The 25,718-nt window shown below is 63.5% G+C and carries 22 protein-coding genes, 1 pseudogene and 2 riboswitches; of the genes and pseudogenes, 10 read left to right on the top strand and 13 right to left on the bottom strand.

From position 1 onward, the window contains the following. Positions 1-50 precede the first annotated feature (50 nt). From E2A64_RS14900 to E2A64_RS14890, 3 genes are all read right to left on the bottom strand, one after another. Positions 51-1,775 (bottom strand): sensor histidine kinase, encoded by a 1,725-nt coding sequence (locus E2A64_RS14900; protein ID WP_158285773.1) that lies wholly within the window; start codon positions 1,773-1,775, stop codon positions 51-53. Positions 1,776-1,872: 97 nt separating this feature from the next. After that, positions 1,873-2,577 (bottom strand): tellurite resistance TerB family protein, encoded by a 705-nt coding sequence (locus E2A64_RS14895; RefSeq protein WP_133285288.1) that lies wholly within the window; start codon positions 2,575-2,577, stop codon positions 1,873-1,875. Between the two features lie 97 nt (positions 2,578-2,674). Then, positions 2,675-3,313: a 2-dehydro-3-deoxy-phosphogluconate aldolase gene (locus E2A64_RS14890; protein WP_133285287.1), complete on the bottom strand. Its 639-nt coding sequence runs from the start codon at positions 3,311-3,313 to the stop codon at positions 2,675-2,677. Between the two features lie 150 nt (positions 3,314-3,463). On the opposite strand from E2A64_RS14890, the gene trhO reads away from it, so the two are divergent. From trhO to E2A64_RS14875, 3 genes are read left to right on the top strand one after another with little or no spacing between them, the layout of a single operon-like run. Continuing rightward, a complete protein-coding gene (gene trhO, locus E2A64_RS14885; protein ID WP_133285286.1) occupies positions 3,464-4,420 on the top strand; it encodes an oxygen-dependent tRNA uridine(34) hydroxylase TrhO in 957 nt (318 codons plus the stop codon). Then, the gene (locus E2A64_RS14880) at positions 4,417-5,667 is read left to right on the top strand and encodes an NAD(P)/FAD-dependent oxidoreductase (protein WP_133285285.1); all 1,251 of its coding nucleotides are present in this window, start codon (positions 4,417-4,419) and stop codon (positions 5,665-5,667) included. Before trhO ends, E2A64_RS14880 begins: the two co-directional genes overlap by 4 nt. 33 nt (positions 5,668-5,700) lie before the next feature. Next, positions 5,701-6,705: a 4-hydroxyproline epimerase gene (locus tag E2A64_RS14875; protein ID WP_133285284.1), complete on the top strand. Its 1,005-nt coding sequence runs from the start codon at positions 5,701-5,703 to the stop codon at positions 6,703-6,705. Positions 6,706-6,708: 3 nt separating this feature from the next. On the opposite strand, the gene pcaD is transcribed toward E2A64_RS14875, so the two are convergent. Further along, entirely contained in the window at positions 6,709-7,497 is a 789-nt protein-coding gene (gene pcaD, locus E2A64_RS14870) for a 3-oxoadipate enol-lactonase (protein WP_133285283.1), read from the bottom strand. Positions 7,498-7,588: 91 nt separating this feature from the next. After that, positions 7,589-9,043 carry a xylulokinase gene (gene xylB / locus E2A64_RS14865; protein WP_133285282.1) on the bottom strand — a complete coding sequence of 485 codons (1,455 nt, stop codon included), beginning with the start codon at positions 9,041-9,043 and terminating at the stop codon, positions 7,589-7,591. Positions 9,044-9,276: 233 nt separating this feature from the next. Between xylB and gltX the strand changes: the two genes are divergently transcribed. Further along, entirely contained in the window at positions 9,277-10,731 is a 1,455-nt protein-coding gene (gene gltX, locus E2A64_RS14860; protein ID WP_133285281.1) for a glutamate--tRNA ligase, read from the top strand. A gap of 34 nt (positions 10,732-10,765) precedes the next feature. Next, positions 10,766-12,265: a lysine--tRNA ligase gene (gene lysS, locus E2A64_RS14855; protein ID WP_133285280.1), complete on the top strand. Its 1,500-nt coding sequence runs from the start codon at positions 10,766-10,768 to the stop codon at positions 12,263-12,265. Between the two features lie 28 nt (positions 12,266-12,293). On the opposite strand, the gene E2A64_RS14850 is transcribed toward lysS, so the two are convergent. Both E2A64_RS14850 and E2A64_RS14845 read right to left on the bottom strand, forming a co-directional pair. Then, a complete protein-coding gene (locus tag E2A64_RS14850) occupies positions 12,294-12,992 on the bottom strand; it encodes a hypothetical protein (protein ID WP_133285279.1) in 699 nt (232 codons plus the stop codon). A gap of 167 nt (positions 12,993-13,159) precedes the next feature. Then, positions 13,160-15,376: an esterase-like activity of phytase family protein gene (locus E2A64_RS14845; protein ID WP_244598312.1), complete on the bottom strand. Its 2,217-nt coding sequence runs from the start codon at positions 15,374-15,376 to the stop codon at positions 13,160-13,162. 201 nt (positions 15,377-15,577) lie between these two features. Here E2A64_RS14845 and E2A64_RS14840 point away from each other — a divergent pair, with 201 nt between their 5' ends. Both E2A64_RS14840 and ppk2 read left to right on the top strand, forming a co-directional pair. Next, a complete protein-coding gene (locus tag E2A64_RS14840) occupies positions 15,578-16,624 on the top strand; it encodes an MraY family glycosyltransferase (protein ID WP_133285278.1) in 1,047 nt (348 codons plus the stop codon). Between the two features lie 100 nt (positions 16,625-16,724). Continuing rightward, positions 16,725-17,645 carry a polyphosphate kinase 2 gene (ppk2, locus tag E2A64_RS14835; RefSeq protein WP_133285277.1) on the top strand — a complete coding sequence of 307 codons (921 nt, stop codon included), beginning with the start codon at positions 16,725-16,727 and terminating at the stop codon, positions 17,643-17,645. A 76-nt stretch (positions 17,646-17,721) separates the two neighbouring features. Here ppk2 and E2A64_RS14830 read toward each other — a convergent pair whose 3' ends face one another. Both E2A64_RS14830 and E2A64_RS14825 read right to left on the bottom strand, forming a co-directional pair. Next, positions 17,722-18,315 carry a DJ-1/PfpI family protein gene (locus tag E2A64_RS14830; protein ID WP_133285276.1) on the bottom strand — a complete coding sequence of 198 codons (594 nt, stop codon included), beginning with the start codon at positions 18,313-18,315 and terminating at the stop codon, positions 17,722-17,724. A 107-nt stretch (positions 18,316-18,422) separates the two neighbouring features. Continuing rightward, positions 18,423-18,575: pseudogene (locus E2A64_RS14825) on the bottom strand (FCD domain-containing protein); the annotation flags it as partial. A 58-nt stretch (positions 18,576-18,633) separates the two neighbouring features. Between E2A64_RS14825 and E2A64_RS14820 the strand changes: the two are divergent. The 3 genes from E2A64_RS14820 to thiD all read left to right on the top strand — a co-directional run bounded on the left by E2A64_RS14820 (position 18,634) and on the right by thiD (position 21,138). Then, positions 18,634-18,792 (top strand): hypothetical protein, encoded by a 159-nt coding sequence (locus tag E2A64_RS14820; protein WP_194086918.1) that lies wholly within the window; start codon positions 18,634-18,636, stop codon positions 18,790-18,792. Positions 18,793-19,234: 442 nt separating this feature from the next. Further along, on the top strand, positions 19,235-20,056 hold the full coding sequence (locus E2A64_RS14815) for a ferredoxin--NADP reductase (protein ID WP_133285274.1): 822 nt from the start codon (positions 19,235-19,237) through the stop codon (positions 20,054-20,056). Between the two features lie 44 nt (positions 20,057-20,100). Continuing rightward, positions 20,101-20,230: riboswitch (TPP riboswitch) on the top strand. 32 nt (positions 20,231-20,262) lie between these two features. Next, positions 20,263-21,138, top strand: a complete 876-nt coding sequence (gene thiD, locus E2A64_RS14810; protein WP_133285273.1) for a bifunctional hydroxymethylpyrimidine kinase/phosphomethylpyrimidine kinase — start codon at positions 20,263-20,265, stop codon at positions 21,136-21,138. On the opposite strand, the gene thiE is transcribed toward thiD, so the two are convergent. From thiE to E2A64_RS14790, 4 genes are all read right to left on the bottom strand, one after another. Further along, complete coding sequence (thiE, locus tag E2A64_RS14805) at positions 21,054-21,710, bottom strand: thiamine phosphate synthase (RefSeq protein WP_133285272.1); 657 nt, start codon at positions 21,708-21,710, stop codon at positions 21,054-21,056. The two genes, thiD and thiE, sit on opposite strands and share 85 nt — an antisense overlap. Further along, positions 21,707-22,528 (bottom strand): hydroxyethylthiazole kinase, encoded by an 822-nt coding sequence (thiM, locus tag E2A64_RS14800; RefSeq protein ID WP_133285271.1) that lies wholly within the window; start codon positions 22,526-22,528, stop codon positions 21,707-21,709. Before thiM ends, thiE begins: the two co-directional genes overlap by 4 nt. Further along, complete coding sequence (thiC, locus tag E2A64_RS14795) at positions 22,525-24,327, bottom strand: phosphomethylpyrimidine synthase ThiC (protein ID WP_133285270.1); 1,803 nt, start codon at positions 24,325-24,327, stop codon at positions 22,525-22,527. Before thiC ends, thiM begins: the two co-directional genes overlap by 4 nt. Positions 24,328-24,441: 114 nt before the next feature. Then, positions 24,442-24,577, bottom strand: a riboswitch (TPP riboswitch). A 78-nt stretch (positions 24,578-24,655) separates the two neighbouring features. Continuing rightward, positions 24,656-25,699: a LacI family DNA-binding transcriptional regulator gene (locus E2A64_RS14790; RefSeq protein WP_133285269.1), complete on the bottom strand. Its 1,044-nt coding sequence runs from the start codon at positions 25,697-25,699 to the stop codon at positions 24,656-24,658. Positions 25,700-25,718 lie beyond the last annotated feature (19 nt).

The following is a 25,718-nucleotide window of genomic DNA, read 5'->3' as shown; positions in this document are numbered from 1 at the left end:
AATGTCCCCTTTTTCGCTTCAACACCATCTGAAGCGCCAAAAGTCCAGCCTTACGCATCAGCCTTCGCCCCGATCTCGGCTTCCAGCAGTTCGACGCGGAATACCGCGCCGCCCGTCTCGCCATTGCGCGCGCTGACCTTCCCGCCGAAATCGCGCACGATATTGTCGACGATCGATAGCCCGATCCCGATCCCCTCGCCGGTCGCCTTGGTGGTGAAGAACGGATCGAAAATATGCTGCAACGTCGCTTCAGGAATACCGGGACCATTGTCTGAAACCTCGACTATGACAACGCCCTCGTCGCGCCTTGCCCTTATCTCCACGAGCCCGCCATCCCGCTCGCCGATGGCATCGACCGCATTGTTGACGAGATTGACGAACACCTGCCCCAGCCGCACCCGCCCGCCTGAGACCATCATCGTATCGATATCGCCCAGAAGCCTGACCTCCACACCGGCCTTCCGGGCACGCGGACGGGCCAGCAGCAGCGCCTCTTCGATGACCGTCCCCAGATGCACGGACCCGAGCGTCTGGCCCGGCTTGCGCGCGAAAGACAACAGCGCGCGGGAGAGCTCCGCCATCCGGTCGACCAGACCGTTGATGCGACCGAGATTTTCGCGGGCACTGTCCGCTCGCCCCCTGTCGATGAATTTCTGCCCGTTGTCGGCATAGGACCGGATGGCCGCCAGCGGCTGGTTGAATTCGTGGCTGATGGCTGCCGACATCTGCCCGAGTGCCGCGAGCTTGGCGGCCTGAATGAGTTCGGCCTGGGCGGCGCGCAGACGCATTTCGGCCTCGCGCCGCGTTTCCACTTCGCGCGAGAGCGAGCGGTTGCTCTCCGAGAGCGCTTCCGTCCGGTCGCGCACCACACGCTCCAGGCGCAAGGCCGTCGCCCGGTCGGACCGCGCTTGCAGGAGTGCCGTCTCGTTCCGCCTGAGCACGATAAGCGCCACCAGTCCCGCCAGCAGACAGGCAAGCGTCGCGATCGCGCCCGCGGAAACCTTGGCACTGGCGGCGGGCGAAGGATCGGCAAGCACATGCAGGGTCCAGCCGAGAACCGGCATGTAGCGGCTCATGTCGAGATAGGTGCGAACGGACCCGTCATCCGGCACCGCCACCCGATCGCCGCGCTCCATGAGCACATCCTCTGCCTCGCGCATCCGCCAGTTCGGGATGTTGGCCAGAATGATGGTGCCGTCGGCTTCGGTGACGTAGATCGGCCGGTTGGACAGCGCCCAGGCTGCTTCGACCCGAAAGAAATCGACATAGACCACGACGATACCGACCAGCTTGCCGTTACGCCGGACGCCCGAGGAAAAGGCATAGGAGCGCTGCTCCGGCCCGAGTGCCAGCATGGCGCGGCCCAGCCGGCCCTGCGACGCGTCGCGGATGAGACCGTCGAGGCCCGCCCGCGTTTCGACGAAGGGTCCGTTCGCATGGCCGAGCAGCGTGCCGTCGGGAAAGAAGAAGGCAACGTCCTCGGCCGCCGACATGCCGGTCAGCGCACCGGCCATTCCCCTCGCGGCCACCGCCTGCGGCGCGCCATCCGCATTGAGGATGAACAGCGAGGCGACGGAGGACTGCCGCGCCAGAAGCGGCGCCATCAGCCGGTACTTGTCGAGCACGCCCGACAGCGTTTCGCTCTGCACCGAGAGGGTCTCGCCGGCCTCGGCGAGAATGTCGCCCTCGGCGTTCCGGCCGGCCACATGGACGGTGTAGAAAACGATTGCGAGAGTGAAGACGGCCCACACCGAGATCAACACGGTGCGGGCCATCCGGAAACGTTTTTCTATATGCGATCGCGAATGCATGGGCGGACTGTACCGCCTTTGGCCGTCCGGGCAAGCCGGTCGGCGATGCAATCGGCGCGCGTCAGGCCTTGGCGGCGGAAACGGTCGCCTCGATGTGATCGACGAGATCGTCGGGCAGGCCGAGACGTCCGGCCAGAAGATCGAGATAGCCCCGTTCGGCACGTGTATCGGGCTCGATAGCCAGACGCGCAGCGGTGAACATTTCGACCTTCTGCTCGTCGGTCTTTGCCGCGCCGACCAGCGCGTCGATATCGACCGGCCGAGAGAGTTCGTCCTCGAGGAAGCGGACCGCCTCCGATCCGAGCCCCGCGACTTCGAGCTTGTCGTGAATACGCTGCCGCTCGGCATCGTCAATATGCCCATCCGCGCGCGCCGCCCCGATCATCACGCGGACGAGTGCGAGGGCAAATGTCTCGTCGATCTGCGACGGGTCGCTCGTAAAGCCTGAATCGGCGGGCGGCGTGATATCGCCGGGCAGTGCCGGCGGCAGGGTGGCAGTGTCGACCGGCTTGCCTCCGGACTTGTAATTCTTCCATGCCTGGTAGCCCAGACCGGCGACGGCTGCGACGCCACCGACACGCAGCGCACCGCCAGCCAGCGCGCGGCCCGGTCCGGTGCCGAGGAGAACAGCCGCGAGCAGGCCCGTCGCCACCGGATTGTCCTTGGCGAGCTGACCGGCCTTCTGGGCGGTCTGGCTCACGGAGTTCGAGGTGCCTGGCACCTTGGAGCCCAGAAACTGGTCCAGAATGGTTTTCGGGTCGATCATTCGTGTCTCCTCATTTTCCCTCATGCGCTTGCAGGCGCCTGCGGACTAAATGGGTGCGACAGTGATCGGTTGCAACGAAAAGCCCTGCGGCAAACCGTCAGCGGGCGAGCTTGCAGGCTTCCTCTGCAAGGCGCGTGATCCCGTCCCAGTCGCCGGCGGCGACGAGGTCCTTCGGGGCGACCCACGAACCGCCGACACAGACCACGTTGGGCAGCGAGAGATAGTCTTTCGCGTTTTCCGGCGACACCCCGCCGGTCGGGCAGAACAGCGTGCCGGCGAGCGGCGAGGAAAGCGACTTGAGATAGGACGCCCCGCCCGCCTGTTCGGCCGGGAAGAACTTCATGACGTCATAACCTTCCTCGCGCAGGCTCATCACCTCGGAAGGCGTCGCAGCGCCAGGCAGCATGGGCACCTTCGATTTCCGCGCGGCCTCGAGGAGCTCAAGCGTCGCACCGGGCGAGACGATGAACTGCGAGCCGGCATCCTCGGCTTTGTTGTAATCCTGCTTGTTCAGCACGGTACCGGCGCCGGGCACGGCACCTTCGACCTCGTTGGCCACCGCGCGGATCGCATCGAGGGCGACGGGCGTACGCAGCGTGATCTCGATCGCCTTCAACCCGCCCTTGACCAGCGCGCGCGCCAGCGGCACGGCATGCTCGACCTGGTCGATGACCAGAACCGGCACGACCGGCTGCAGTTTCAGGATTTCGAGGAGACCGGCGGTCTTGTCACGCATGGGTAGCCCTTTCACGCTTATTTTCACTGCCTCGTTACCCCCTCGGCTTCGCCTTGTCCATGCAACGCAGCCATGCAGGCATTCTTGCGCACGGCCTGCACCACCTATCGCGATTGCCACGAAAACCAAGACAGGATATTGGCGGGTATCATGTCTGCACAGCCTTCCAAGATGCTTTCGAACCATCCCGTCATTGTGGCCGCACTCTACCACTTTGCGCGCCTTGATCACCATGTCGCCCTGCAGGGCCCCCTTCAGGCCCTGTGCGACGCCAATGGCGTGAAAGGCTCGTTGCTTCTCGCCGCGGAAGGGATCAACGGCACCATCGCCGGCAGCCGCGACGGTATCGACGCGGTGCTTGCCCATATCCGCGCGATTCCCGGACTTGCGGAAACCGTTCACAAGGAAAGCGGCGCCGAGACCATGCCCTTCCGCCGTATGAAGGTACGGCTCAAGAAGGAGATCGTCACCATGGGCGTTGAGGGCATCGATCCGCTCAAGATCGTCGGCACCTATGTGGAGCCGAGGGACTGGAACGCGCTGATCGCCGATCCCGACACCATCATCATCGACACGCGCAACGACTACGAAGTCGCGATCGGTACCTTCAGGAATGCGATCAATCCCGAAACGGACACGTTCCGCGAATTCCCGGACTGGGTGGAAAGCGCGGACATTCTCGAAGATCCGGAGGCGATCAAGGACAAGAAGATCGCCATGTTCTGCACCGGCGGCATACGCTGCGAGAAGGCCACCGCCTTCATGAAGGAAAAGGGCTTCGACAACGTCTTCCACCTCAAGGGCGGCATCCTGAAATATCTCGAGGATGTGCCTCAGGAAGAGAGCCTCTGGGAAGGCAACTGTTTCGTCTTCGACGAGCGGGTCTCGGTCGGCCATGGACTTCGCATCGGAGACGAAACGCTCTGCCGCGCCTGCCGCCTGCCGCTGACGCCGGAAGATCGCGCCTCGCCGCTCTACGAGGAAGGCGTTTCCTGCCCGCACTGCTATCATGAGCGCAGCGAGGACGACCGCGAACGCTATCGCGCGCGTCACCGCCAGATGTTGAAGGCCAGTCAAAAGGCCGTCCGGGAAAGCGTCGGCAAATGAGCGCGCCATCCCGCGATGTCATCGTGATCGGCGCGGGGATTGTTGGCGTCAATATCGCCGCCATGCTGAGCGAGAACGGACATCGTGTCAGGGTCGTCGATCCCGAGGGTGTCGCCGAGATGACCAGCCGTGGCAATGCCGCCGCCCTCGCCTTTTCCGACATCATGCCGCTCGCCTCGCCGAAAATCATGTGGAAGGCACCGCGCTGGCTCTTCGATCCGCTCGGCCCGCTCTCGATCCGGCCCTCCTACCTGCCCAGGCTCGTGCCGTGGCTCACGCGTTTTGCTCTCTCGAGCACACCCGATCGCGTCGAGGCTTCGATCGCCGCCCAATCGGCAATGATGGACCTTGCGGCGCGCGAGACCTTCGCGCTGGCCGAGCGCGCGGATATCGCAGACCTCATCCGGCACGACGGATCGCTTGAACTCTACGAGAGCGAAGGCGAGTTCAGGGCAAGCCTGCCGGGCTGGGACCGGCGCGAGGCGTCAGGGATCGAGTTCCGCCATGTCCGCGGCGGTGATCTGGCTGATCTGCAGCCGGGACTGGCCGGGCGTTTCGTCGCCGGCACCTTCGTCCCCGGCTGGAAGACGGTGTCCGATCCGCGCGACTATGCACTCGCCGTCTGGAAACATGCGGAGAAATTCGGCGCGAAACTCGAGCGCAGAAAGGTCACGCGTCTCGAGCTTTCCGGCGCGAAACCGGTCGCTGTCCTCGAGGACCGGACGGAGCTGAGTGCCGAGCGCATCGTGATTGCTGCCGGCGCCTGGTCGACCCGCATTCTCAAGGGCACGTCCGCAGCCCGCATCCCGCTCGATACCGAGCGCGGCTACAACACGACCCTGCCCAGGGGCGCGTTCGATCTCAAGCGGCAATTGATCTTCTCAGGCCACGCCTTCGTCGTCACCCCGCTCGAAAACGGCGTGCGCGTCGGCGGCGCGGTTGAATTCGCCGGCCTCGATGCCGCACCGAACTATGCCCGATCGAAGATCATGCTCGACAAGGCCAGGGACTTTCTGCCCGGTCTCGACCCGAGCGGCGGCGTGGAATGGATGGGCTTCCGCCCCTCCCTGCCCGACAGCCTGCCGGTGCTTTCGCCGCTTCGCGAACGCGGTGACATTCTGCTCGCCTTCGGCAACGGTCATTTGGGGCTGACCCAATCGGCGGCCATGGGACGGATCGTCACCGACCTCGTCAGCGAGAAAACCCCCTCCATCGATCTCGCCCCCTTCCGGGCAGATCGTTTCTAGGTCCTGACCCCGACGCGATTTCCGGAGTTTCCCATGGCACGCAATACCTTCTTCTGCATCGACGGACATACCTGCGGCAATCCGGTTCGTCTCGTGGCCGGCGGCGGGCCGCTGCTGGAGGGCGCGACCATGCTCGAACGCCGCTCCCACTTCCTCGCCGAGTATGACTGGATCCGCACCGGACTGATGTTCGAGCCGCGTGGCCACGACATGATGTCCGGTTCGATCCTCTATCCCCCGACCCGCGAGGACTGCGACATCGCCATCCTCTTCATCGAGACGTCGGGCTGCCTGCCCATGTGCGGCCACGGCACCATCGGCACCGTCACCATGGCCATCGAGAACGGTCTGATCGCGCCGAAGCAGGATGGCGTCGTCAATCTCGACACGCCGGCCGGCAAGGTGGTCGCACGATACGAGCGCAAAGGCCGCAAGGTCACGGAAGTCAGGCTGACCAATGTGCCGGCCTATCTCCATGCCGAAAATCTCTCTGCGCAATGCCCGGGTCTTGGCGAGGTGAAGGTCGATGTGGCCTATGGCGGCAATTTCTATGCGATCGTCGAGCCGCAGGCGAATTTCCGCGACATGGCGGATTTCACCGCCGGCGATCTCGTGCGCATGAGCCCCGCGCTGCGCGCCGCACTGAACGAGAAATACGAGTTCGTGCACCCGGAAAAATCCGACATTCGCGGGCTGAGCCATATTCTCTGGACCGGCGTTCCGACAGTGGAAGGCGCCACCGCGCGCAATGCCGTCTTCTACGGCGACAAGGCGATCGACCGGTCGCCCTGCGGCACCGGCACCTCGGCGCGCATGGCCCATTGGGCGGCCAGGGGCAAGCTGGCGGTCGGCGACGACTTCATCCATGAATCCGTCATCGGATCGCTGTTCAAGGGACGTGTCGAAGCGGAAGCCAAAGTCGGCGACCGCACGGGCATCATCCCCTCGGTCGCCGGGTGGGCCGTTGAGACGGGACACAACTCGATCGTCATCGACGACGAGGAAGACCCCTTCGCCCACGGCTTCGTGGTACGCTGACCCTCAGGCGAGCTGGGCGATGAAGGCGCGGATGATTTCCGACGTCTCGACCGGCTTTTCGATGCAGGGCAGATGCGCGGCACCTGGAATTTCCTGGTAACGCGCCCCGGGAATGAGCTTGGCCATCTCGCCCACGAGTTCCGGCGGCGTCGAGCCGTCTTCGCGACCGACCACGCAGATCGCCGGAACGGTCAGCGTCTTGGCGATATCGGTGTAGTCCGTCATCCCGATCGCCGCGCAGGTGGCCATGTAGCCTTCCTCCGGCGTCCGTTCGAGCATGTTGCGGTAGCCGGTGAATTCGGGGTTTTCCGGCGACCGGAATTCCTGCGTGAACCACCGCTCGAGGATCGTGTCGGAGATCGAGGTGATCCCTTCCTCCTCGACGGCGGCGATCCGTGCGGCCCACATGTCGGGCGTGCCGATCTTGTGCGCGGTGTCGCAGAGGATGAGCGCCCGCACCAGATCGGGGCGCTTCTTCGACAGGCCGAGCGCGATCATGCCGCCGACCGAAAGGCCGCAGACGATGACGTTCTTGGCGTCGTAGTGGTCGATCACGGCCGCCAGGTCGTCGACATGGTCGTCCATCGTGCAGGTCTCGCCAACGTCGGAGAGACCGTGACCGCGCTTGTCATAGGTGATGAGGCCGTATTCGCCGACGAGGCGGACGATCACGTCGCGCCAGATCCGGAAATCCGTTCCCAGCGAATTGACGAAGATGATGGTGGGCTTGTCGGGGCTCGCGCCGATCACCTGATGGTGCAGCGTCACGCCGTTGAGGCGGGCAAATTGCATGTCGTTCTCCTGTCGGGCGGCAGCCTCTGCGAGGACCTGATTGCCGCCGTCATGTGGGCCGCGCTCCCGGCAGGGGAAGGCGGCGTTCCTGTCAGGCCATGGCCTGCTTCAGCGCGGGATAGAGCGCGCGGTAGCGGCCATAGGCCTCCTCGAATGCGCCCGAAAGCGCGGAATCGGGTTCGATCGTTTCGGCGGTGGCGGGTGCGGTGCAGACCTGGGCCGGATCGACCTTCTCGGCAGCAATCAGGCCAAGCCGTGCGGCACCGAAGGCGGCACCGAAATCGCCGTCGGCCGGAAGATCGACCGGCATGCCGAGAACGGTGGCCAGGACCTCCAGCCAGTAGCGGGACTGGGATCCGCCGCCGGTGGCGGTGACGCGATCGAGCCTGGTCCCTGCCTGGCCGAGCGCCTCGAGACTGTCGCGGAAGGCGAATGCCACGCCTTCGAGCACGGCGCGCGTCATCGCGTTCTGGTCCGCCTCGTGACCCAGCCCGGCAAAGGCACCGCGGATCTGCGCATCATTATGCGGCGTCCGCTCGCCGGAGAGATAGGGCAGGAAGGTGACCGATCCCGGCGCCTTCACGTTTGTGCCGAGCGGCGACGTGAGTTCCGACGGACGTTTGCCGGTGATGCCGGCCAGCCAGTTGAGCGAATCCGTCGCCGACAGGATGACACCCATCTGGTGCCAGGTCTGCGGCAGAGCGTGGCAGAAGGCATGAACAGCACTTTCCGGGTTCGGCCGGTAGGCATCATTGGCGGCAAACAATACGCCGGAGGTGCCGAGCGAGGCGAAGGCCGCGCCATCGGTCACCGTACCCATGCCGCAGGCGGCCGCGGCATTGTCGCCGGCGCCACCCGCCACCGGTACGCCCGCAGGCAGCCCGAGTTCGCTTGCGACCTCCGGGCGCAATGTGCCGCCCACTTCCGTGCCTTCGATCAGCGACGGCATCTGCTCGCGCTTCATGCCCGTCGCAGACAGAAGCGCGTCATCCCAGGCGCGCTTGCCGGTGTCGAGCCAGGCGGTACCGGCGGAATCCGACATTTCCGAAATGGTCTCGCCCGTCAGCCAGAAACGCAGATAATCCTTAGGCAGCAGCACCTTCGCGATGCGCTTGAAATTCTCCGCCTCGTTGCGCGCCATCCAGACGAGCTTCGGCGCGGTGAAGCCGGGGAAGACGATATTGCCGGTGACCTTGCGGAAACGCGGATCGGCATCGAGCTCGGCAGCTTCCTTGTGGCTGCGCGTATCGTTCCAGAGGATGCAGGGCCGGATCACGCGGCCCGAGGCGTCGATCGTCGTCGCTCCGTGCATGTGACCCGACAATCCGACGCCCTTGATGGCGGCGACCTCGGACTTGTGCGCGGCGGACAATTGCGACACTGCGGCACGCACTGCGGAAATCCAGTTTGCCGGATCCTGCTCCGACCATCCCGGGTGCGGGCGCTCGACGCTGAGCGCGGCCGTCGCCGAGCCTATGACGGATTGGTTGTCATCCATCAGGAGCGCCTTGACCGACGAGGTACCGAGATCGAGTCCGAGATACATGCATTCCCCCTACGTGTTTGTGCCTGCTGGCGATATCAGGAGCCGTGCGCGAGGTAAATAGAAGCGAGCCTCCCGCAACCGGGCCGAATACTTGACGTGCGCATGGCAATGTGGCCTAAGGCGGACCGAATTTCCCTGTTCCGGCCCGCTTTCCAAAGACCTTCATTTCCAAGGTCCGGTCGCCGGGGCAGCCGCGCTGGACGCGGCCACACCGAGACCGAGTGACGATTACCATGGCACAGACCAAACCCCGGGTGCGCATTGCCCCCTCTCCCACCGGCGAACCCCATGTCGGCACCGCCTATATTGCGCTGTTCAACTATCTCTTCGCCCGCAAGAACGAAGGCACGTTCGTGCTGCGCATTGAGGATACCGATGCGACCCGTTCGACCCGCGAATACGAGGAGAAGGTCCTCGACGCGCTGAAATGGTGCGGACTGGAATGGGACGAGGGCCCCGATGTCGGTGGCGAATACGGTCCCTACCGCCAGTCCGAACGCAAGGACATCTACCGTCCCTATGTCGACAGGATCGTGGAAGCCGGTCACGGCTTCAAGTGCTTCTGCACGCCCGAGCGTCTCGACGAGATGCGCGCCGCCCAGCGCGCCGCGGGCAAGCCGCCGAAATATGACGGTCACTGCCTTCACCTGTCCGCCGAGGAAGTGACGAGCCGCGTCGATGCCGGCGAGCCGCATGTCGTGCGCATGAAGATCCCCGAGGAAGGCGTCTGCAAGTTCACCGACGCCGTCTATGGCGAAGTCGAGATTCCGTGGGACGCCGTCGACATGCAGGTCCTGCTCAAGGCCGACGGCATGCCGACCTACCACATGGCCAATGTCGTCGACGACCACCTGATGAAGATCACCCACGTCGCCCGCGGCGAGGAATGGCTCGCCTCGGTGCCGAAGCACATTCTGATCTACCGGTATCTCGGCCTCGAGCCGCCGGTCTTCATGCACCTGTCGCTGATGCGCAATGCCGACAAGTCGAAGCTGTCCAAGCGCAAGAACCCGACCTCGATCCCGTTCTATGCGGGCCTCGGCTATCTGCCGGAAGCGCTGATGAACTTCCTCGGCCTGTTCTTCATCCAGATCGCCGAGGGTGAGGAACTCCTCGACATGGACGAACTGATCGCCCGTTTCGACACCGGGAACCTGTCCAAGGCCGGCGCGATCTTCGATATCCAGAAGCTCGACTGGCTCAACGGCCGCTGGCTGCGCGAGAAGCTTTCGGAAGACGATTTCCTCGCCCGCGTCCGTGACTGGGCAATGCACGGCGACCGCCTGACCCAGGGCCTGCGCCTGGCGCAGTCGCGCGTCCAGAAATTCGGCGAACTGCCGGACCTGACAGGATTTCTGCTGAAATCCGATCTCGGCCTGACCCCGGCGCATTTCGAGGGTCTCAAGAAGATCGAACTGGCCGATTGCGTCGAAATCATCACGGAAGTCGCGCCGGCGCTCGAAGCCCTGACGGAATGGAACGCCGAGACGATCGAGGCGGAACTGCGCGCGGTCTCCGACAAGATGGACCGCAAGCTGCGCGTCTTCCTGCCGCCCCTCTTCGTCGCCATGAGCGGTTCGGCCCGTTCGCTGCCGCTATTCGATTCCATGGCGATCCTTGGCCGCGCCGCCGTTCGCCAGCGGCTCAAGGATGCGCGCGAGGTCCTGCAAGCCTCGCTTGCCGCCTGACCCCGAATTACCAGACCGGAAACGGAAAACGCCCATGACCGACAAAGCTCAGGAAACCGGCCTCTCGTCGAACGCCACCGAAGTGCGCGCCCAGAAGCTGGCGCAATTGCGCGAGAAGCTCGACACCGTCTATCCGGCCCATTTTCACCGGACCATCACCAACCAGGAACTGGCCGAGAAATACGCCGACATCGAGCCCGACACCGAGACCGGTGACATCGTCACCATCGCGGGCCGGATCTATTCGTCGCGCAATTCCGGCATGTTCATGGATCTGCATGACGCATCGGGCAAGATCCAGGTGTTCACCCACAAGGATTATGCGAGCGAGGAGACCCGCGAGCTTCTTCCCTTCCTCGATCTCGGCGACATCATCGGCGTGACGGGCATGGTCCGCCGCACCAAGCGCGGCGAACTGACGGTCAACGCCCACGAGATCACCATGCTGACGAAGTCGCTGCTGCCGATGCCCGAAAAGTGGCATGGGCTTGCCGACATCGAACAGCGCTATCGCAAGCGTCACCTCGACATCATCGCCAACGAGGAGTCCAAGCTCCGCTTCCAGCAGCGCTCCAGGATCGTCTCCGGCATCCGCCGTTTCATGGAAGATGACGGCTTCATGGAAGTCGAGACGCCGATGCTGCATTCGGTCTATGGCGGTGCGACAGCCGATCCGTTCCGCACCCACCACAACACGCTGAAACTCGACATGTATCTGCGTATCGCGCCGGAGCTTTTCCTCAAGCGTACGCTGGTTTCGGGCCTCTCCGACAAGGTGTTCGAAATCAACCGCAACTTCCGCAACGAAGGTGTTTCCACCCGGCACAATCCCGAGTTCACCATGCTCGAGTGCTATTGGGCCTACGCCGATTACGAAGACATCATGAAACTCGTCGAACGGATGTTCGAGGCGCTCGCGCTGTCGATCCACGGCTCCACGGAATTCACCTATGGCGACAAGGAAATCTCCTTCAAGGGTCCCTTCCGCCGCGTGCCGATGCCGGATGCCGTCAAGGAAGTCACCGGCATCGACTTCCTCGCCATGACCACCGACGAGGAAGCCCGTGCGGCCAGCAAGGCGGCCGGCTTCTCGGAAGTCGAGGATGACTGGACCTGGGGCGAGTGCCTGGCCTTCATCTTCGAGGAGAAGGTGGAAGCGACGCTGATCCAGCCGTCCCACGTCACCCACTTCCCCAAGGACATTTCGCCGTTTGCCAAGGAAGTACCGGGCGAACCGCGCCTGGTCGAGCGCTTCGAGACCTATTGCAACGCCTGGGAAATCGGCAACGCCTTCTCCGAGCTCAACGATCCGGAAGAACAGCGCGCCCGCATGGTCGAGCAGCTCGAGCAGGCCCATGCCCGCGGCGAGACGGCCAAGCAGCTCGACGAGGAGTTTCTCGATGCGATCGATCAGGGCATGCCGCCGGCTGGCGGTCTCGGCATCGGCGTCGATCGCCTGACGATGCTTTTGACCAACGCCCCCTCGATCCGCGACGTGATCCTCTTCCCGGCACGCAAGTCGCGCAGCGAGTAGGATCTCCGTTCAGAACCGGATTTCGGTTTTAGTGACCTGAGGAGCCGTGGCCGTCGTCGGCCGCGGCTTTTTCGTCGCCGTGACCCGCGACGTCCTCGGCATGTCCGGAACTTTCGCCGTGACCGCTGTCGAGCGCTGCAGTTTCCACGAGATCGCCGTCACAGCCGTGAAACGGCTCGACCTCGCGCAGCACCGTCTCGATCTCGTCTTCCGGCAGGCTGATCTTCTGCCCGAAATAATAGCCCATCCTGGAAGGCTTGGCGTCGATATAGCGGACTTCCCAGACGCGGTTCGTCGCTCGCGAGCGGTTCGGGTTCGGCGCATAGACGATCTCGGTGCCGATCATCGGGCCGCGAATATCGATCCGGCTTTCCGGCCCGTGCATGTCGGCCATCTGGATGGTAACGAGATCCGGCTTTTCGCTCTCGGAAAGAAACCGTGCGATCCGCAGCCCCGTCTGCACCCGGTGCGCGGGCTTTTCGTCATCGGCACGAATGACCGCGACGAGACGCCTTTCGCCGGAACGCAGGAATTTCGACGTGTAGATCGTCTTGCATGACCCGCTGGCCATGTCGGCTGTTTCACCCTTTGAAAAGTGAAAGCCACCGCCGAACAGAAGGGTGGCGGTGCCCGAGGCGCCAAGAAGCACCAGAAACCCACCCGTGATGAGGATCAGCTTCCTGGAAATCCTGAATGCGGAAAATAATCGGCGTTTGGCGGCAGCCATACTCGATACACCCGTTACGCAATACTACGACGCCGAGTATATCCGCCCCCCGCTTTAGCAAACGTTAATCACCTAAATGCCCGTTTTCCGGGAAAATTTACGCTACTATCTGCGTGATAGAAACACCCGGCCATTTCTGGCCGGGTGTTGTGTTAACCATGTCGCTCTCAGTTGGTCGCGGTCATGTCGATCTTCCAGAACAAGGTCTCGCCGGAGGAGTCGTCCACCCCGTCATTGTCGGTAATGGCAAAGGCGTTGCCGGCGGCATCGAAGGTGAAGCCTTCGAGCTTGTCGACCACGTAGCCGTTGGTGAGCGAGGCGAGATCCGGCAGGAAGTCGTGCACGAGTTCCTTGCTGACCACCGGCAGTTCGCCGCCGATCGGTGCCGGCTGAAGCTCATCGATCGCAACCTTGTAGAGCTTCTTGATGCTGGCCGCGTCACCGATCTGGTTGTCACGCTCGATGACATAGACCGCCCCCTCATGGGTGACGATTTCCGACAGGCCGACCCAGCCCTTCTCGCTCGCGTCGAGCGGATAGGACACCGCGCCCCATTCCCCGGTCGCGGGCTTGTAGGAGACGAGCTTCACGAAGCCTTTCTCATCGTCCTTCCATTCACGCTGCACGGCCATCCAGAGGGTCATGTCGCCGCCCTCACCGACCAGGGTGATGCCTTCGAAACCGAAACGCACCTGCTGGGCGTTGAGGTCTTCGGGAATGGCGACTTCCTCGACGAGCGCGCCGGTGGCGTCCACATGATAGATGGCGTGGAACAGCTCCTTCTCCGGATTGCCCTCGTTTGCGATCCAGAAGCCGCCCTGTCCGTCAGCCGCGATGCCTTCCTGGTCGCGGCCCGCGAGCGGCGCGCCGTCTTTCGTCACGCGGATGACGTCGGTGATGACGGCCGGCGTCTGATTGGCATCGATCACGAAGATCGAAGGCTGGTTGGCGTAGAAGGAATCGTTGATCGCATAGAGCTTGCCCGGAACTTCGGGATCGGCGGTCAGGCCCGACATCGCACCCCAGCCGATCGGCGAACCATCCTTGTCGGCGGAGACGATCTGCGGGAAATCCGCCGGACCATCGCCGAGCTGGTAGACCATGACATGCGAACGGGCGGCACCGTCTTCCACCAGATCGGCTTCGTTGGCCGTGGCGACGAGTCCGCGCGAGGGGATGGCGACGGCCGATTCCGGCGCGACGCCCGACGGCAGCATCTGCACCAGCTCGGGGTCCCCGCCGGTATCCCTGTAGACACCCATCACCGAAGCCCGCTCGGAGAGAACGAAGATATAGTTCTGACCATCGAATTCGGCGACGGCCAGACCTTCGGGCTCCACGCCCTTCTTGCCGGCGCGCTTGTCCGGGAACATGCCGAGACGCACGATCTCCCGCTCGAAGGAAGCACCGGATTCGTAGGCCACCTCACCGTCCCTGGTGAAGATCGTGAAGCCACGCGAACCGCCCTCGTAGTCGCCCTCGTTCGCCACGACGATGCGGTCGTCATCGACCCACTTCACCGTGTCGGGCTCGCGCTTGAGCCCCTTGAGGGAGCCGGTGAAATCGAGCTTGCCGTCTTTCTCGACGTCGATTCCATCCAGATCGACCGTACCGGCGGAGAAATGCGAGATGATCTCGCCCGACTTGCCGTCGACGATCACGATGTGATTGTTTTCCTGCAGCGTCAGCGCGATCTCGCCCTTCGAGTTGACGTCGACGAATTCCGGCTCGGGGTCCTCCGGCGCGATCTCCGCCAGTCCCGTCACGTCGACATGCATGATCGCACCGCAGTCGACGGCCCCCTCCGACAGCGGAAGGATGACGAGGTCGCCCGCGGGCATCTGAGGCAGTTTGCCGTCGTCAAGATCTTCGTTGCGCTCGTTCTCGATCGCTACCGTCAGGAACGAGCCATCCGGTGCAGCCGCAACCGAGTCCGGCTGACCGCCGAGATCGCAGCTTGCCTCGATCTCGTGGCTTTCCATGTCGATGGTGAGCAACTGGCCGCTCGTGTTGACGTAGTCTTCGGACGTGTTGACCGCGAGAAAGGCCTTGCCGCCCTTGACGGTGACGGAAGTGGGTTCGCCTTCGACCCTGACGGAACCGCCCGCCTTCGGCGCTTTCGGATCGGCGATGTCGACAAAGCCGATCGCCCCCAACGGGCTGTCCGAGTAGACGAGCGTCATGCCGTCTTCGCTGGCTGCGATGATCTCGGACGAGGTCTCGGTGGAAAGATCGACATCGTCGGGAAGGTTCTGGGCGACCGGGAAAGACGCGCTGCGGTTGAATACCGGCTCCGCCGAAGCGCTCATTGCGGTGGCCGTCAGAAGTACGGCGGTGACAGCGGCAAGGCAAACGCCGCCATTCATCTTCGAAACGATTGCCATTCTGGGTGCTCCTTGGGAAATTCGGGATTGGAGCTAAATGATCCAGTTACATGTCAGTCGCGTGACAGTTTTCTGAGTGGTGGAAAACTGTCACCGCAGGGTGCTTGCGGTCGCATCGCCCCAATTTCAACGCTTCGGGCGCTTTCAATCAGCCCCGTGACCAGCTAAGAGCACAGCCGATAGACCGGGGAACCTTCCGTAATGATCAGCGACATTGCAGCTTTTCTCGCACCCAGCTGGGGTCCGCTCCGGCTTCTGACGTCCTCGTTCATGCTCGCGGCGATCGGGACCATGGTCGCGGCGATCTCCGCGATGATCCTGATCCCGGTTCTGTCCAAATACCTGCCGACCGACCGTGGCCGCGCCCATGCGGTGGATTCCGCCGCGAGCGTCGGCAAGCCGATTTCCGCCGGCATCATCATGATCGGCATCATTGCCGTCGCCGCCTTCCTCTTCGTTCCCTTCGACATGCGCATCTACTGCTCGATGCTTCTGATCGTGGCGGCCTCGGTGCTCGGTTACATCGATGACAAGTCGGGCGGCCTGAGCGAACTGACGCTCGGCCTCTGCGACCTGCTTCTCGCATGCGCCGCAGCGGTCATCATTTTCGGCTTCGAACCCGCCAAGGTCTGGCTTCCCTTCACCGCCGACATCCTCACGGTCCCGGCCTGGCTGCACATCCCTGTCGCCGTCGGCATCATCTGGTTCTCGATCAACGCCCTCAACTGCTCGGACGGCGTCGACGGGCTGTCGGGCACGCTCGCGCTGATCTCGATCGCCGTGCTGGGGCTTCTGTTCTATATGGCCATCGGCCATATCGAGATGTCGCGCTACCTGCTGCTTCCGTTCGACGCCGACGGCTACAAATGGGCAATCGTCTGCGCGATCACCTGCGGCTGCCTCGCCGGCTATCTCTGGTACAACGTGCCGCCGTCCTCGGTGATGATGGGCGATGCCGGTTCGCGTCCCATCGGGTTGTTGATCGGGATTCTCGTGATGGTCAGCGGCAACCCGTTCCTGATTGTCGTGTGTGCCGGGGTGATCCTCGCCAACGGCGCCACCGGCCTTTTCAAGGTCGCCATGCTGCGTTTCTTCAAGCTCAGCCTGTTCTCCGGCATCCGCTTTCCGCTGCATGACCACGTGCGCAAGAACCACCACTGGTCGAACAGCCAGGTTCTTGCCCGCTTCGCCATGGTGCACATGGCCGTCACGCTCACACTGGTGTCGATCCTCCTCAAGGTCCGCTGAGACCGCGCGACGACAGGCCTCCCGCGCGGTTGTCATAAAACTGCAATGGAAGGCATATTATCGAGGCGGCAGGAATCACAGCGGCAAATGGAGACAGACGATGGACGAGCCCGAGCAGCGCCACCAGACGAAGGACTGGCTGGAGGTGGAACTCGAGGACACGCTCGACGAGGATTACGAGATCGAGCTCGAAGACGCCATTCTGTCCATGGAGATCCGCAAGATCTACGACCGCGCCCATGGCGAGACCATGCCGCGGCGTCAGTATTTCCAGGCCCTGCTGAAACTCCAGGCCGAGCTCATCAAGCTGCAGGACTGGGTCATTCATCACAAGAAGCGCGTCGTCGTGCTCTTCGAGGGTCGTGACGCCGCCGGCAAGGGCGGCGTGATCAAGCGCATCACCCAGCGGCTCAATCCCCGTGTCGTTCGCGTCGTCGCCCTCCCCGCCCCGTCGGACCGCGAGAAGACGCAATGGTACTTCCAGCGCTATGTGCCCCACCTCCCGGCGGGCGGCGAAATCGTGCTGTTCGACCGGTCCTGGTACAACCGCGCCGGCGTCGAGCGCGTCATGGGATTTGCCAATGACGACGAGGTCGAGCAGTTTTTCAAGGACGTGCCTGAATTCGAGCGCATGCTCGCCCGCGACGGCATCCTTCTCGTCAAGTACTGGTTCTCCATCACCGACGAAGAGCAGCAGCTGCGCTTCCTCATGCGGGTGCACGATCCGCTCAAGCAGTGGAAGCTGTCCCCCATGGATCTGCAGTCCCGCGTGCGCTGGGAGGATTACACCAAGGCCAAGGAAGAAATGCTCGAGCGCACCAACATGCCCGAAGCCCCCTGGTACATCGTGGAAGGCAACGACAAGAAGCGCGCGCGGCTCAACTGCATGGATCACCTTCTGTCGCTGTTTCCCTACGAAGAGGTCCCCGACGAGCCGATCGACCTTCCGGAGCGCGTCTTCAACGAGGATTACGAGCGCCGCATCCTGCCGTCGGAACTTTACGTTCCCGACAAGTACTGACCCTGCGGTCGCGCACGAAAAACCCCGGTGGAACGAGCCACCGGGGCCTTCTCTGTCCGGGCGAGCGGCAACCCGGTCAGGTGTGTCTGATCTCCGTGCCCAGCACCTTGAGACATTCCCGGATGAAGGCGGCAAGAGCCGTCCATCCCTTCGCTGAAACCATCGTGCCGTCCACATAGGCTTCCGTCGGCGACAGATCGATATAGGTGCCGCCGGCGAGTGTGACTTCGGGCTCGCAGGCGCCGAGCGCGGCCACCTTCTTGCCCCGCACCACGCCATCGACGGCCACGAGTATCTGGACACCATGGCAGATCGTGAAGATCGGCTTCTCCGTTTCGTGGAAGTGCTTCACCATGGCCTGGATGCGCTTGTCGGTGCGGATATATTCCGGCCCGCGTCCACCCGCGCAATAGACGGCGTGGTACTGGTCCAGCTCGTTCTCGGCTTCCGAGAACGTCTTGTTGATGAGCGCGTAGTGGCCCATCTTCTCGGTATAGGTCTGGTCGCCCTCGAAGTCGTGCAGCGAGGTCTTGATCACCTCGCCGGCCTTCTTGTCGGGACAGACGACGTGGACGGTATGGCCCACCGCCTCCATCGCCTGCTGGTAGACGAAGATTTCGTATTCTTCGGTGAATTCACCGGTGAGCATCAGGATTTTCTTGCCAGCCATTCTCACTCCTCCTGTTGAATGGTCGCGGTCAGGCTCCCGTCCCGTCCGCTGGTCTCAAAAATCACCCGGGCCGCGCAAGCGACGCTTTCAGGCCCGGGGACAACTCCTCATTCGAAAGCCAGAAGCAGGCGGTCGCGCGAGCATTCGATATGGACCCGCATCGCCTTCTCCGCCCAGTCCGCGTCGCCCGCGGCAAAGGCCGCCAGCAGATCGTCATGTCCGTTGAGTGCCTCCTCGGTCACCCGCGAGTGGAACATCAGACACAATGCTCGCATCAATACAATCCTGTATCCTATACGATTTTGTTTCGGGGCAACGATGCGGATTGCGGAGGAGGACTATCTCGACTGGACCGCGGAGCGGGCAGTCACCATCGATCGGCTGATCAGGAACAACCCGCGAGGCTTCGGCCTCGCCGTCATGCGGACACTCGTCCAGGCCGCTTACGATCGTGACCGCCAGACCGCCGCGATGTAGCAGCCCAGCTCGATCCGGAGGATTTTCAGACATGTCCATGCGATGACCGTCGGGGATCAAGCCCCCGGGAAGCCTGCGCGGCAAATCCGCTTATCGTGAAAATGATCGTTCGGCGGCGTCAGGACCGCGAGAGGCCGGTCATACTCACTGACGGGCTTGTCCTCGAACGATACTTTTCAACCACGCCCCCATCGGGAGAATTTGGTTCCTGTCCTGGCGATCAACTCGCCCCCATTATGCGCCCGCACCTGCCAGACGGGACCAACGGCCGCAGTTTCAAATGGTCGGGACGTCTTGTGTGCAGGTGCGAAAGCCGCTATCGAAGCCGCGCGGAGAACCTCCGTTATCTGGCGACATGATCGGTACGAAGTGACGCCCGGGGAAACCCGGATCACCGAACGAACACGCGCTTACGGAATGGCGCATCCAGGGACGAGTTGAGATGAACATTCAGGTCAAGACCACCGGAAACGAGCAACCGCAATTCCCGATTCCGGCTGGCGTACACGCTGAAACGATCCTTTCGGTGAAACATTACACCGACCGGCTGTTCTCGTTCCGCACCACCCGGCCGCAGTCCTTCCGCTTCCGGTCCGGCGAATTCGCCATGATCGGCCTGCCGAACGCCGAAAAGCCTGTCTACCGCGCCTATTCGATCGCCAGCCCCTCCTGGGATGAGGAGCTCGAATTCTTCTCGATCAAGGTCGAGAACGGTCCGCTGACCCAGCATCTCCAGTTGATCCAGCCGGGCGATACCCTGTTATTGCGGCCGAAGTCGACCGGCACGCTGGTGCTCGACGCGCTGACCCCGGGCCGCCGCTTGTGGATGCTCTCGACCGGTACCGGCATTGCCCCGTTCGCCAGCCTCGCCCGCGACCCCGAAACCTATGAGAAGTTCGAGGACGTGGTTCTGACCCACACCTGCCGCGATGTCGGGGAACTGGCCTATGGGCAGGAACTGGCGGACGCAATCGCCAATGATCCGCTGATCGGCGAGTTTGCCCGGGAACACTTCACCCATTATGCGACGACGACCCGCGAACCCCATGAGCGGATGGGCCGTATCACCTCGAAGATCGCCGATGGCTCGCTGTTTACCGATCTCGGCACCGAGCCCTTCGATCCGGCGGTCGACCGCATCATGATCTGCGGCTCGATCGAGATGACCAAGGAACTGAAGGCACTTGCCGAAAGCTTTGGCCTGACCGAGGGCGCCAACAATGCGCCGGCCGAGTTTGTTATCGAGCGCGCCTTCGTCGGCTGATCTTCCCGCCCGCCATTGAACTGCGGGCAAAGCCTGTTACCTTCGACTGTACCCAGGGGAGCCCCGGCAGGGGGCTGAGAAACTGACGGCTCGCCGATTTTCGGCGCGCGGCGCAGTGACCCTTCGAACCTGATCCGGATCATGCCGGCGAAGGGACGGGAGCACAGCGCTTTTCCGCCTTTGCCGGCCTCGTGAAAGAGGCCGCCATGCAGACCATCCCGAACATTCTCACCATTGCCGGCACCGACCCTTCCGGTGGCGCGGGCATTCAGGCCGATATCAAGACATTCTCCGCACTCGGCGCTTATGCGACCTCCGCGATCACCGCCGTGGTGGCGCAGAACACGCAAGGCGTCCGCTCCTATGTCGCGCTCGAACCCGCCTTCGTCGCCGACCAGATCGATGCGGTCTGCGAGGACGTAAGGATCGACGCCGTAAAGATCGGCATGGTCGCGAATGCGAGGATCGTGGAAGCGATCGCCGGGAGGCTGCGCCGGCATGAGATCGGCGCGGTCGTGCTCGATCCGGTGATGGTCGCCAAGAGCGGAGATGGGCTTCTCGACGAGGATGCGGTTGCCGCCATCCGCGAACTGCTGGTTCCGCTCTCGACACTGATCACGCCGAACCTGCCGGAAGCCGGGGTGCTTCTCGGACGCGCGGGAGGCGACTGGACGTCCGGCGACATGCAAGCCGCCCTGCCCGAACTTCTCTCGCTCGGGGCGAAATGGGTCCTGCTCAAGGGCGGGCATCTGGCCGGCAGTGACGAGAGCAACGACCTGCTCCATGGCAGCGATGGAACGATCATCCTTTCAGCGCCCCGCATCGCGACGCGCAACGATCACGGCACGGGCTGCACCCTGTCCTCGGCGATAGCGGCGCTTCTTCCACGATATCCGGTGATCGAGGCGGTCCGCCTGGCCAAATCCTATCTTCATGCGGCCCTCGCCGCATCGGATCAGCTCGATGTGGGCAGGGGACACGGTCCCCTGCACCATTTTCATGCGCTGTGGCCCTCGCCCAGCCACCGGACAACGGCGATTTCCGCCCATAGCGACCGCGCCGCGCGTTCCGGATCCGGCTGACCGCAGATCGCGGACACCACGGCGATCCCCTCGGCCCCGGCCGCAAGCACCTCCGTCACATGCTCGGCCTTCAGCCCGCCGATTGCCACGGCTGGAACCGGGCTCGCGGCAACCTGCGCCGCCAGGCCGGCAAAACCCACCGGCTGCTTGTGATCGGGCTTGGTTGACGTGGCAAAAACCGGTCCGGCGCCCACATAGTCGACCACCTCCGGATCGACGAGGCGCGCCAGTTCCGGCGTCTCCACCGTGACGCCGATGATTGCCGCCGGGCCGAGGCGTGCCCGGGCGTCCGTGGCGCTCCAGTCGGATTGTCCGATTTGAACGCCATCCGCACCGATCGCGAGTGCGGCCTCCACGTCATCATTGACGATCAGCTTCGCGCCAGTGCCCGAGAGCGCAGATTTGAGCGCATGGCCTGTGCGTACCATGCGCTCGCTCGAAGCCTCCTTGTCGCGCAACTGCACCATGGTCGCTCCGCCCGCCACGGCGCGGCGGGCGGTCTCGACCATTCCGGTCCGGGCGCAGAGGCCCGGATCGAGAACGAGATAGAGCGAGAGATCGAACAGCTTCATGTCGCGACCTCGGCTTCGCGCTCGAGATCTCCCGGCTCCACGGCATGAAGCGCATCGACAAAGAGAGACGCGAAACTGCCCGGTCCCCTTGCCTCGCGATGCGCCCGTGTTCCGGCGACGGCAAAATGGGCGAGCGCTCCGACCGCTGCATCGAAAGGATCGACCGCTACGGCCGCATAGGCCCCGCAGAGCCCGGTCAGAGAACAGCCCATCGCCGTGTTCATCGGCATGTAGGACGAACCGCCGCCGATCCGTGCCACCCGCTTGCCATCGGTGACGAGGTCGATCTCGCCGGTAACCGCAACCATCGCCCCGGTCTTTGCGGCAAGCCGCCTCGCTCCGGTCTCCGCAGCCTCCACGCCATCACGGCCGTCGACGCCCTGGCCGTGGCTTTCCTCGCCGGCGAGCGACAGGATTTCCGAGGCATTGCCGCGGATGATGGCCGGCTTCAGCCCCGCCAGTTCGGCGGACGCGGCGCGCCGGTAGGCCGTCGCCTGGCAGGCCACGGGATCGAGCACCCACGGACGACCCGCCTCGTGCGCGCCGGCAATCGCCGCCCGCGCGCCCTCCATCATCTGTGGCGAGAGCGTACCGATATTGACGGTCAGCGCGCCCGCGATCCGCGCGAATTCGCCCGCCTCCTCCGCATCGCCCACCATCGCGGGACTGGCGCCCGCCGCGAGCAGAACGTTGGCCGCGATGTTCATCGCCACGAAATTGGTGATGCACTGGACGAGCGGCGGCTCGGCGCGGATCAGCGCGAGGAGCTCCGACGGCCTCTGGCGGGTGATGCTGGTATGGTTTTCGGCGAAGGTCATCGGGCACCCTCCGTCGGGAGATACAGTTCTCCGCCTTCGCGGAATTTTTCGGCCATCTTCGCCATGCCCTCCTTCTGTGCCTCGGCGCGGATATCGTGCGAGATGCGCATCGAGCAGAATTTCGGCCCGCACATCGAACAGAAATGCGCCACCTTGTGCGCCTCCTTCGGCAGGGTTTCGTCATGCATCGAGCGCGCGGTTTCGGGATCGAGCGAGAGGTTGAACTGGTCCTCCCAGCGGAACTCGAAACGGGCGCGCGACAGCGCATCGTCGCGGATGCTGGCGGCAGGATGCCCCTTGGCGAGATCGGCCGCATGGGCGGCGATCTTGTAGGTGATGACGCCGGTCTTGACGTCGTCGCGGTCCGGCAGGCCCAGATGTTCCTTGGGCGTGACGTAGCAGAGCATCGCCGTGCCGAACCAGCCGATCATCGCCGCACCGATGCCGGAGGTGATGTGATCGTAGCCCGGCGCGATGTCGGTGGTCAGCGGTCCGAGCGTGTAGAACGGCGCCTCGCCGCAGGCTGCGAGCTGCTTGTCCATGTTCTCCCTGATCTTGTGCATCGGCACGTGGCCCGGGCCTTCGATCATCACCTGGCAATCCTTGGCCCAGGCGATCCGCGTGAGCTCACCGAGCGTTTCGAGCTCCGCGAACTGCGCCCGGTCGTTGGCATCCGCAATCGAGCCGGGTCGCAGCCCGTCGCCCAGGGAGAACGCGACGTCATAAGCGCGCGCGATGTCGCATATCTCGCCGAAATGTTCGTAGAGAAAGCTCTCGCGGTGATGGTGCAGGCACCATTTTGCCATGATCGAGCCGCCGCGCGAGACGATGCCCGTCACGCGGCTCACCGTCATCGGGATCATGTGCAGCCGCACGCCGGCGTGGATGGTGAAATAGTCCACGCCCTGCTCGGCCTGCTCGATCAGCGTGTCGCGATAGACGTCCCAGGTAAGACCCTCGGCGATGCCGCCGACCTTTTCGAGCGCCTGGTAGAGCGGCACCGTACCGATCGGCACCGGTGAATTGCGGATGATCCAGTCGCGGATATTGTGGATGTTGCGTCCGGTCGAGAGGTCCATCACCGTATCGGCGCCCCAGCGGGTGGCCCAGACCATCTTCTCGACCTCCTCCGCCATCGACGATGTCACTGCCGAATTACCGATATTGGCATTGATCTTGACGAGGAAATTGCGACCGATCGCCATCGGTTCGGCTTCCGGGTGATTGATGTTGGAAGGGATGATCGCCCGGCCCCTCGCCACTTCGCTCCGGACGAATTCCGGCGTTATGAAATCCGGTATCTCCGCCCCGAAGCTCTCGCCATCTCGCTCGAGCGCGGCCTTTGCCTGCTGTCGTCCGAGATTTTCACGGATGGCGACGAACTCCATTTCGGGCGTGATCACACCCGCTCGCGCATAGGCGATCTGGGTGACCGCCCTTCCTCCGGTCGCACGGCGCGGTTCGTGCCTTACGGGAAATTCCGGGGTCAGCCGGCTTCCCTCCGCAAAGCCGTTATCCTCGGGCCTTACATGCCGTCCGCGGTATTGCTCGGTATCGCCGCGCGCTGCGACCCAGGCCTCTCGCGGCCGAGGCAATCCCGCCTCGATGGAAATCACTGCCTCCGGATCGGTATAGGGACCCGAACTGTCATAGACGGTGATCGGCCGTTCGCCGGATGACGGGTGAAGATCGATGTCGCGCATCGGAACCCGGATAGCGGGGTACCGCGTGCCCGGATGCCACACGCGCCGGGACGCGGGCAGCGGGCCGGTCGTGACCTTGGGTGAGGTGTCAGTCATGGTTGGGAGCCTCCATAGCTCGAAGCGTTGGAGACCCAGTTCGCCGTATCGAATGGGAAGGACTGCGGGAGAACACGTCTGTGATCTGACGAGACAGGAAGTCCGAGAACCTTCCGCGCAGCCGGTGCACCATCCCTACGCCAGTATGAACTGGATCAGGTTCATCGGGTCACTGCGCTGCACGGATGCCATCAAGGCAGCCCGGCCATCAGTATCTCAGCCCCTTGTCGGGACCCCCCGGGTGAGCACGGGGAGACTGCGCGCCGGAAAGCATCTTGTCAATTGGCGGACCGATCACGCTTCGCCGAGGATCGATGCAAGACCTTGCCTACGCCCTTGGCGGGGCGGTGCTGGCACGCTCCACCAGTTCGACATCGACCACCACGAGCGCGTCCGCCGATGACGGCTCTTCCTCTGCCGCGATCGGCCGCGGCGTAATGCGGTTCATGAGCAATGAGGCTGCGCGCTCGCCGAGCGCTGAGCGGTTCTGACGGATCGTGGTGAGCGCCGGAACGTAGAACTCCGACAATTCGATATCGTCAAAGCCAACGACGGAAATATCGTCCGGCACCCTGACGCCCTCGGCGGTCAGGGTTGCGATGAGGCCGAAGGCCACCTGATCGGAAGAACAGCAGACCGCTGTCGGGCGATTGTTCATCGCCAGGATTTGTCGGGCCACGTCGCGCCCGCATTCAAGCGAGAATTCGCCCTTCAAGAGCCACTCCTTTTCAAAGGGGAGCTCGAGCCTGGCGAACTCCTCGAGCGCTCCCTGCCTGCGGGCCTGTGAAAGGACGTTCTTTTCCGGTCCCACCACATGGGCGATCTTGCGATGCCCCAGTTCATGCAGGTGTCGCACCGCCAGGCGCGCGCCGAGCACAATGTCACTGCGCACCGAGGGAATTTCGGAATCCTTCACCCACTCGCAGGCGAAAACGATGCGGTTGGCAACACCATGCTCATGGAAGTCGCGCATCTCCTGAAGCGTCAGCGCACCGTCCAGGGAAATCATGCCGTCGATGCGGGAATCGCGAAAATAATCAATGAGATTGCGGTCACTTGGCGGGTGCTCCTCGGTATCCGCGATCAGGACCGAATAGTCGGTTCCCATGAACACATCGGAGAGGCTCGCGAGAATCTGCGAAAAGAACGGATTGCCGAGATTGGGTACCAGGACAAGGACCGCGCCGGCCTTCTGGGTCCGCAGGGTCCGCGCCGCCTTGTTCGCCCGGTATCCGGTTGACCGGATGGCTTCGAGAACCAGTTTCCGCGTCGCCTCGCTCAGCAATTCCGGACTGCTTAAGGCACGACTTACTGTCGCGGTCGATACGCCGGCAGCGCGGGCAACGTCCTGGATTCTTGCCGCCTTCTGCACGCCGGAGATTCCTTTTTCA

The sequence above is a fragment of the Pseudohoeflea suaedae genome (genome assembly GCF_004354915.1).
Lineage (GTDB): Bacteria > Pseudomonadota > Alphaproteobacteria > Rhizobiales > Rhizobiaceae > Pseudohoeflea > Pseudohoeflea suaedae.
The sequence above is the reverse complement of the archived record's forward strand: the minus strand, read 5'-3'. Positions and strand labels throughout refer to the sequence as shown.

Excerpts from the sequence above, each read along its gene's own strand:
- E2A64_RS14890 (WP_133285287.1), bottom strand. The coding sequence starts at position 3,313 with ATGCGTGACAAGACCGCCGGTCTCCTCGAAATCCTGAAACTGCAGCCG.
- thiE (WP_133285272.1), bottom strand. The coding sequence starts at position 21,710 with ATGAAGCTGTTCGATCTCTCGCTCTATCTCGTTCTCGATCCGGGCCTC.
- E2A64_RS14815 (WP_133285274.1), top strand. The coding sequence starts at position 19,235 with ATGAACATTCAGGTCAAGACCACCGGAAACGAGCAACCGCAATTCCCG.
- E2A64_RS14840 (WP_133285278.1), top strand. The coding sequence starts at position 15,578 with ATGATCAGCGACATTGCAGCTTTTCTCGCACCCAGCTGGGGTCCGCTC.
- lysS (WP_133285280.1), top strand. The coding sequence starts at position 10,766 with ATGACCGACAAAGCTCAGGAAACCGGCCTCTCGTCGAACGCCACCGAA.
- trhO (WP_133285286.1), top strand. The coding sequence starts at position 3,464 with ATGTCTGCACAGCCTTCCAAGATGCTTTCGAACCATCCCGTCATTGTG.
- thiC (WP_133285270.1), bottom strand. The coding sequence starts at position 24,327 with ATGACTGACACCTCACCCAAGGTCACGACCGGCCCGCTGCCCGCGTCC.
- E2A64_RS14880 (WP_133285285.1), top strand. The coding sequence starts at position 4,417 with ATGAGCGCGCCATCCCGCGATGTCATCGTGATCGGCGCGGGGATTGTT.
- E2A64_RS14900 (WP_158285773.1), bottom strand. The coding sequence starts at position 1,775 with ATGGCCCGCACCGTGTTGATCTCGGTGTGGGCCGTCTTCACTCTCGCA.
- E2A64_RS14830 (WP_133285276.1), bottom strand. The coding sequence starts at position 18,315 with ATGGCTGGCAAGAAAATCCTGATGCTCACCGGTGAATTCACCGAAGAA.
- thiD (WP_133285273.1), top strand. The coding sequence starts at position 20,263 with ATGCAGACCATCCCGAACATTCTCACCATTGCCGGCACCGACCCTTCC.
- E2A64_RS14845 (WP_244598312.1), bottom strand. The coding sequence starts at position 15,376 with ATGGCAATCGTTTCGAAGATGAATGGCGGCGTTTGCCTTGCCGCTGTC.
- xylB (WP_133285282.1), bottom strand. The coding sequence starts at position 9,043 with ATGTATCTCGGACTCGATCTCGGTACCTCGTCGGTCAAGGCGCTCCTG.
- thiM (WP_133285271.1), bottom strand. The coding sequence starts at position 22,528 with ATGACCTTCGCCGAAAACCATACCAGCATCACCCGCCAGAGGCCGTCG.
- gltX (WP_133285281.1), top strand. The coding sequence starts at position 9,277 with ATGGCACAGACCAAACCCCGGGTGCGCATTGCCCCCTCTCCCACCGGC.
- E2A64_RS14850 (WP_133285279.1), bottom strand. The coding sequence starts at position 12,992 with ATGGCTGCCGCCAAACGCCGATTATTTTCCGCATTCAGGATTTCCAGG.
- E2A64_RS14895 (WP_133285288.1), bottom strand. The coding sequence starts at position 2,577 with ATGATCGACCCGAAAACCATTCTGGACCAGTTTCTGGGCTCCAAGGTG.
- E2A64_RS14875 (WP_133285284.1), top strand. The coding sequence starts at position 5,701 with ATGGCACGCAATACCTTCTTCTGCATCGACGGACATACCTGCGGCAAT.
- E2A64_RS14820 (WP_194086918.1), top strand. The coding sequence starts at position 18,634 with ATGCGGATTGCGGAGGAGGACTATCTCGACTGGACCGCGGAGCGGGCA.
- pcaD (WP_133285283.1), bottom strand. The coding sequence starts at position 7,497 with ATGCAATTTGCCCGCCTCAACGGCGTGACGCTGCACCATCAGGTGATC.
- ppk2 (WP_133285277.1), top strand. The coding sequence starts at position 16,725 with ATGGACGAGCCCGAGCAGCGCCACCAGACGAAGGACTGGCTGGAGGTG.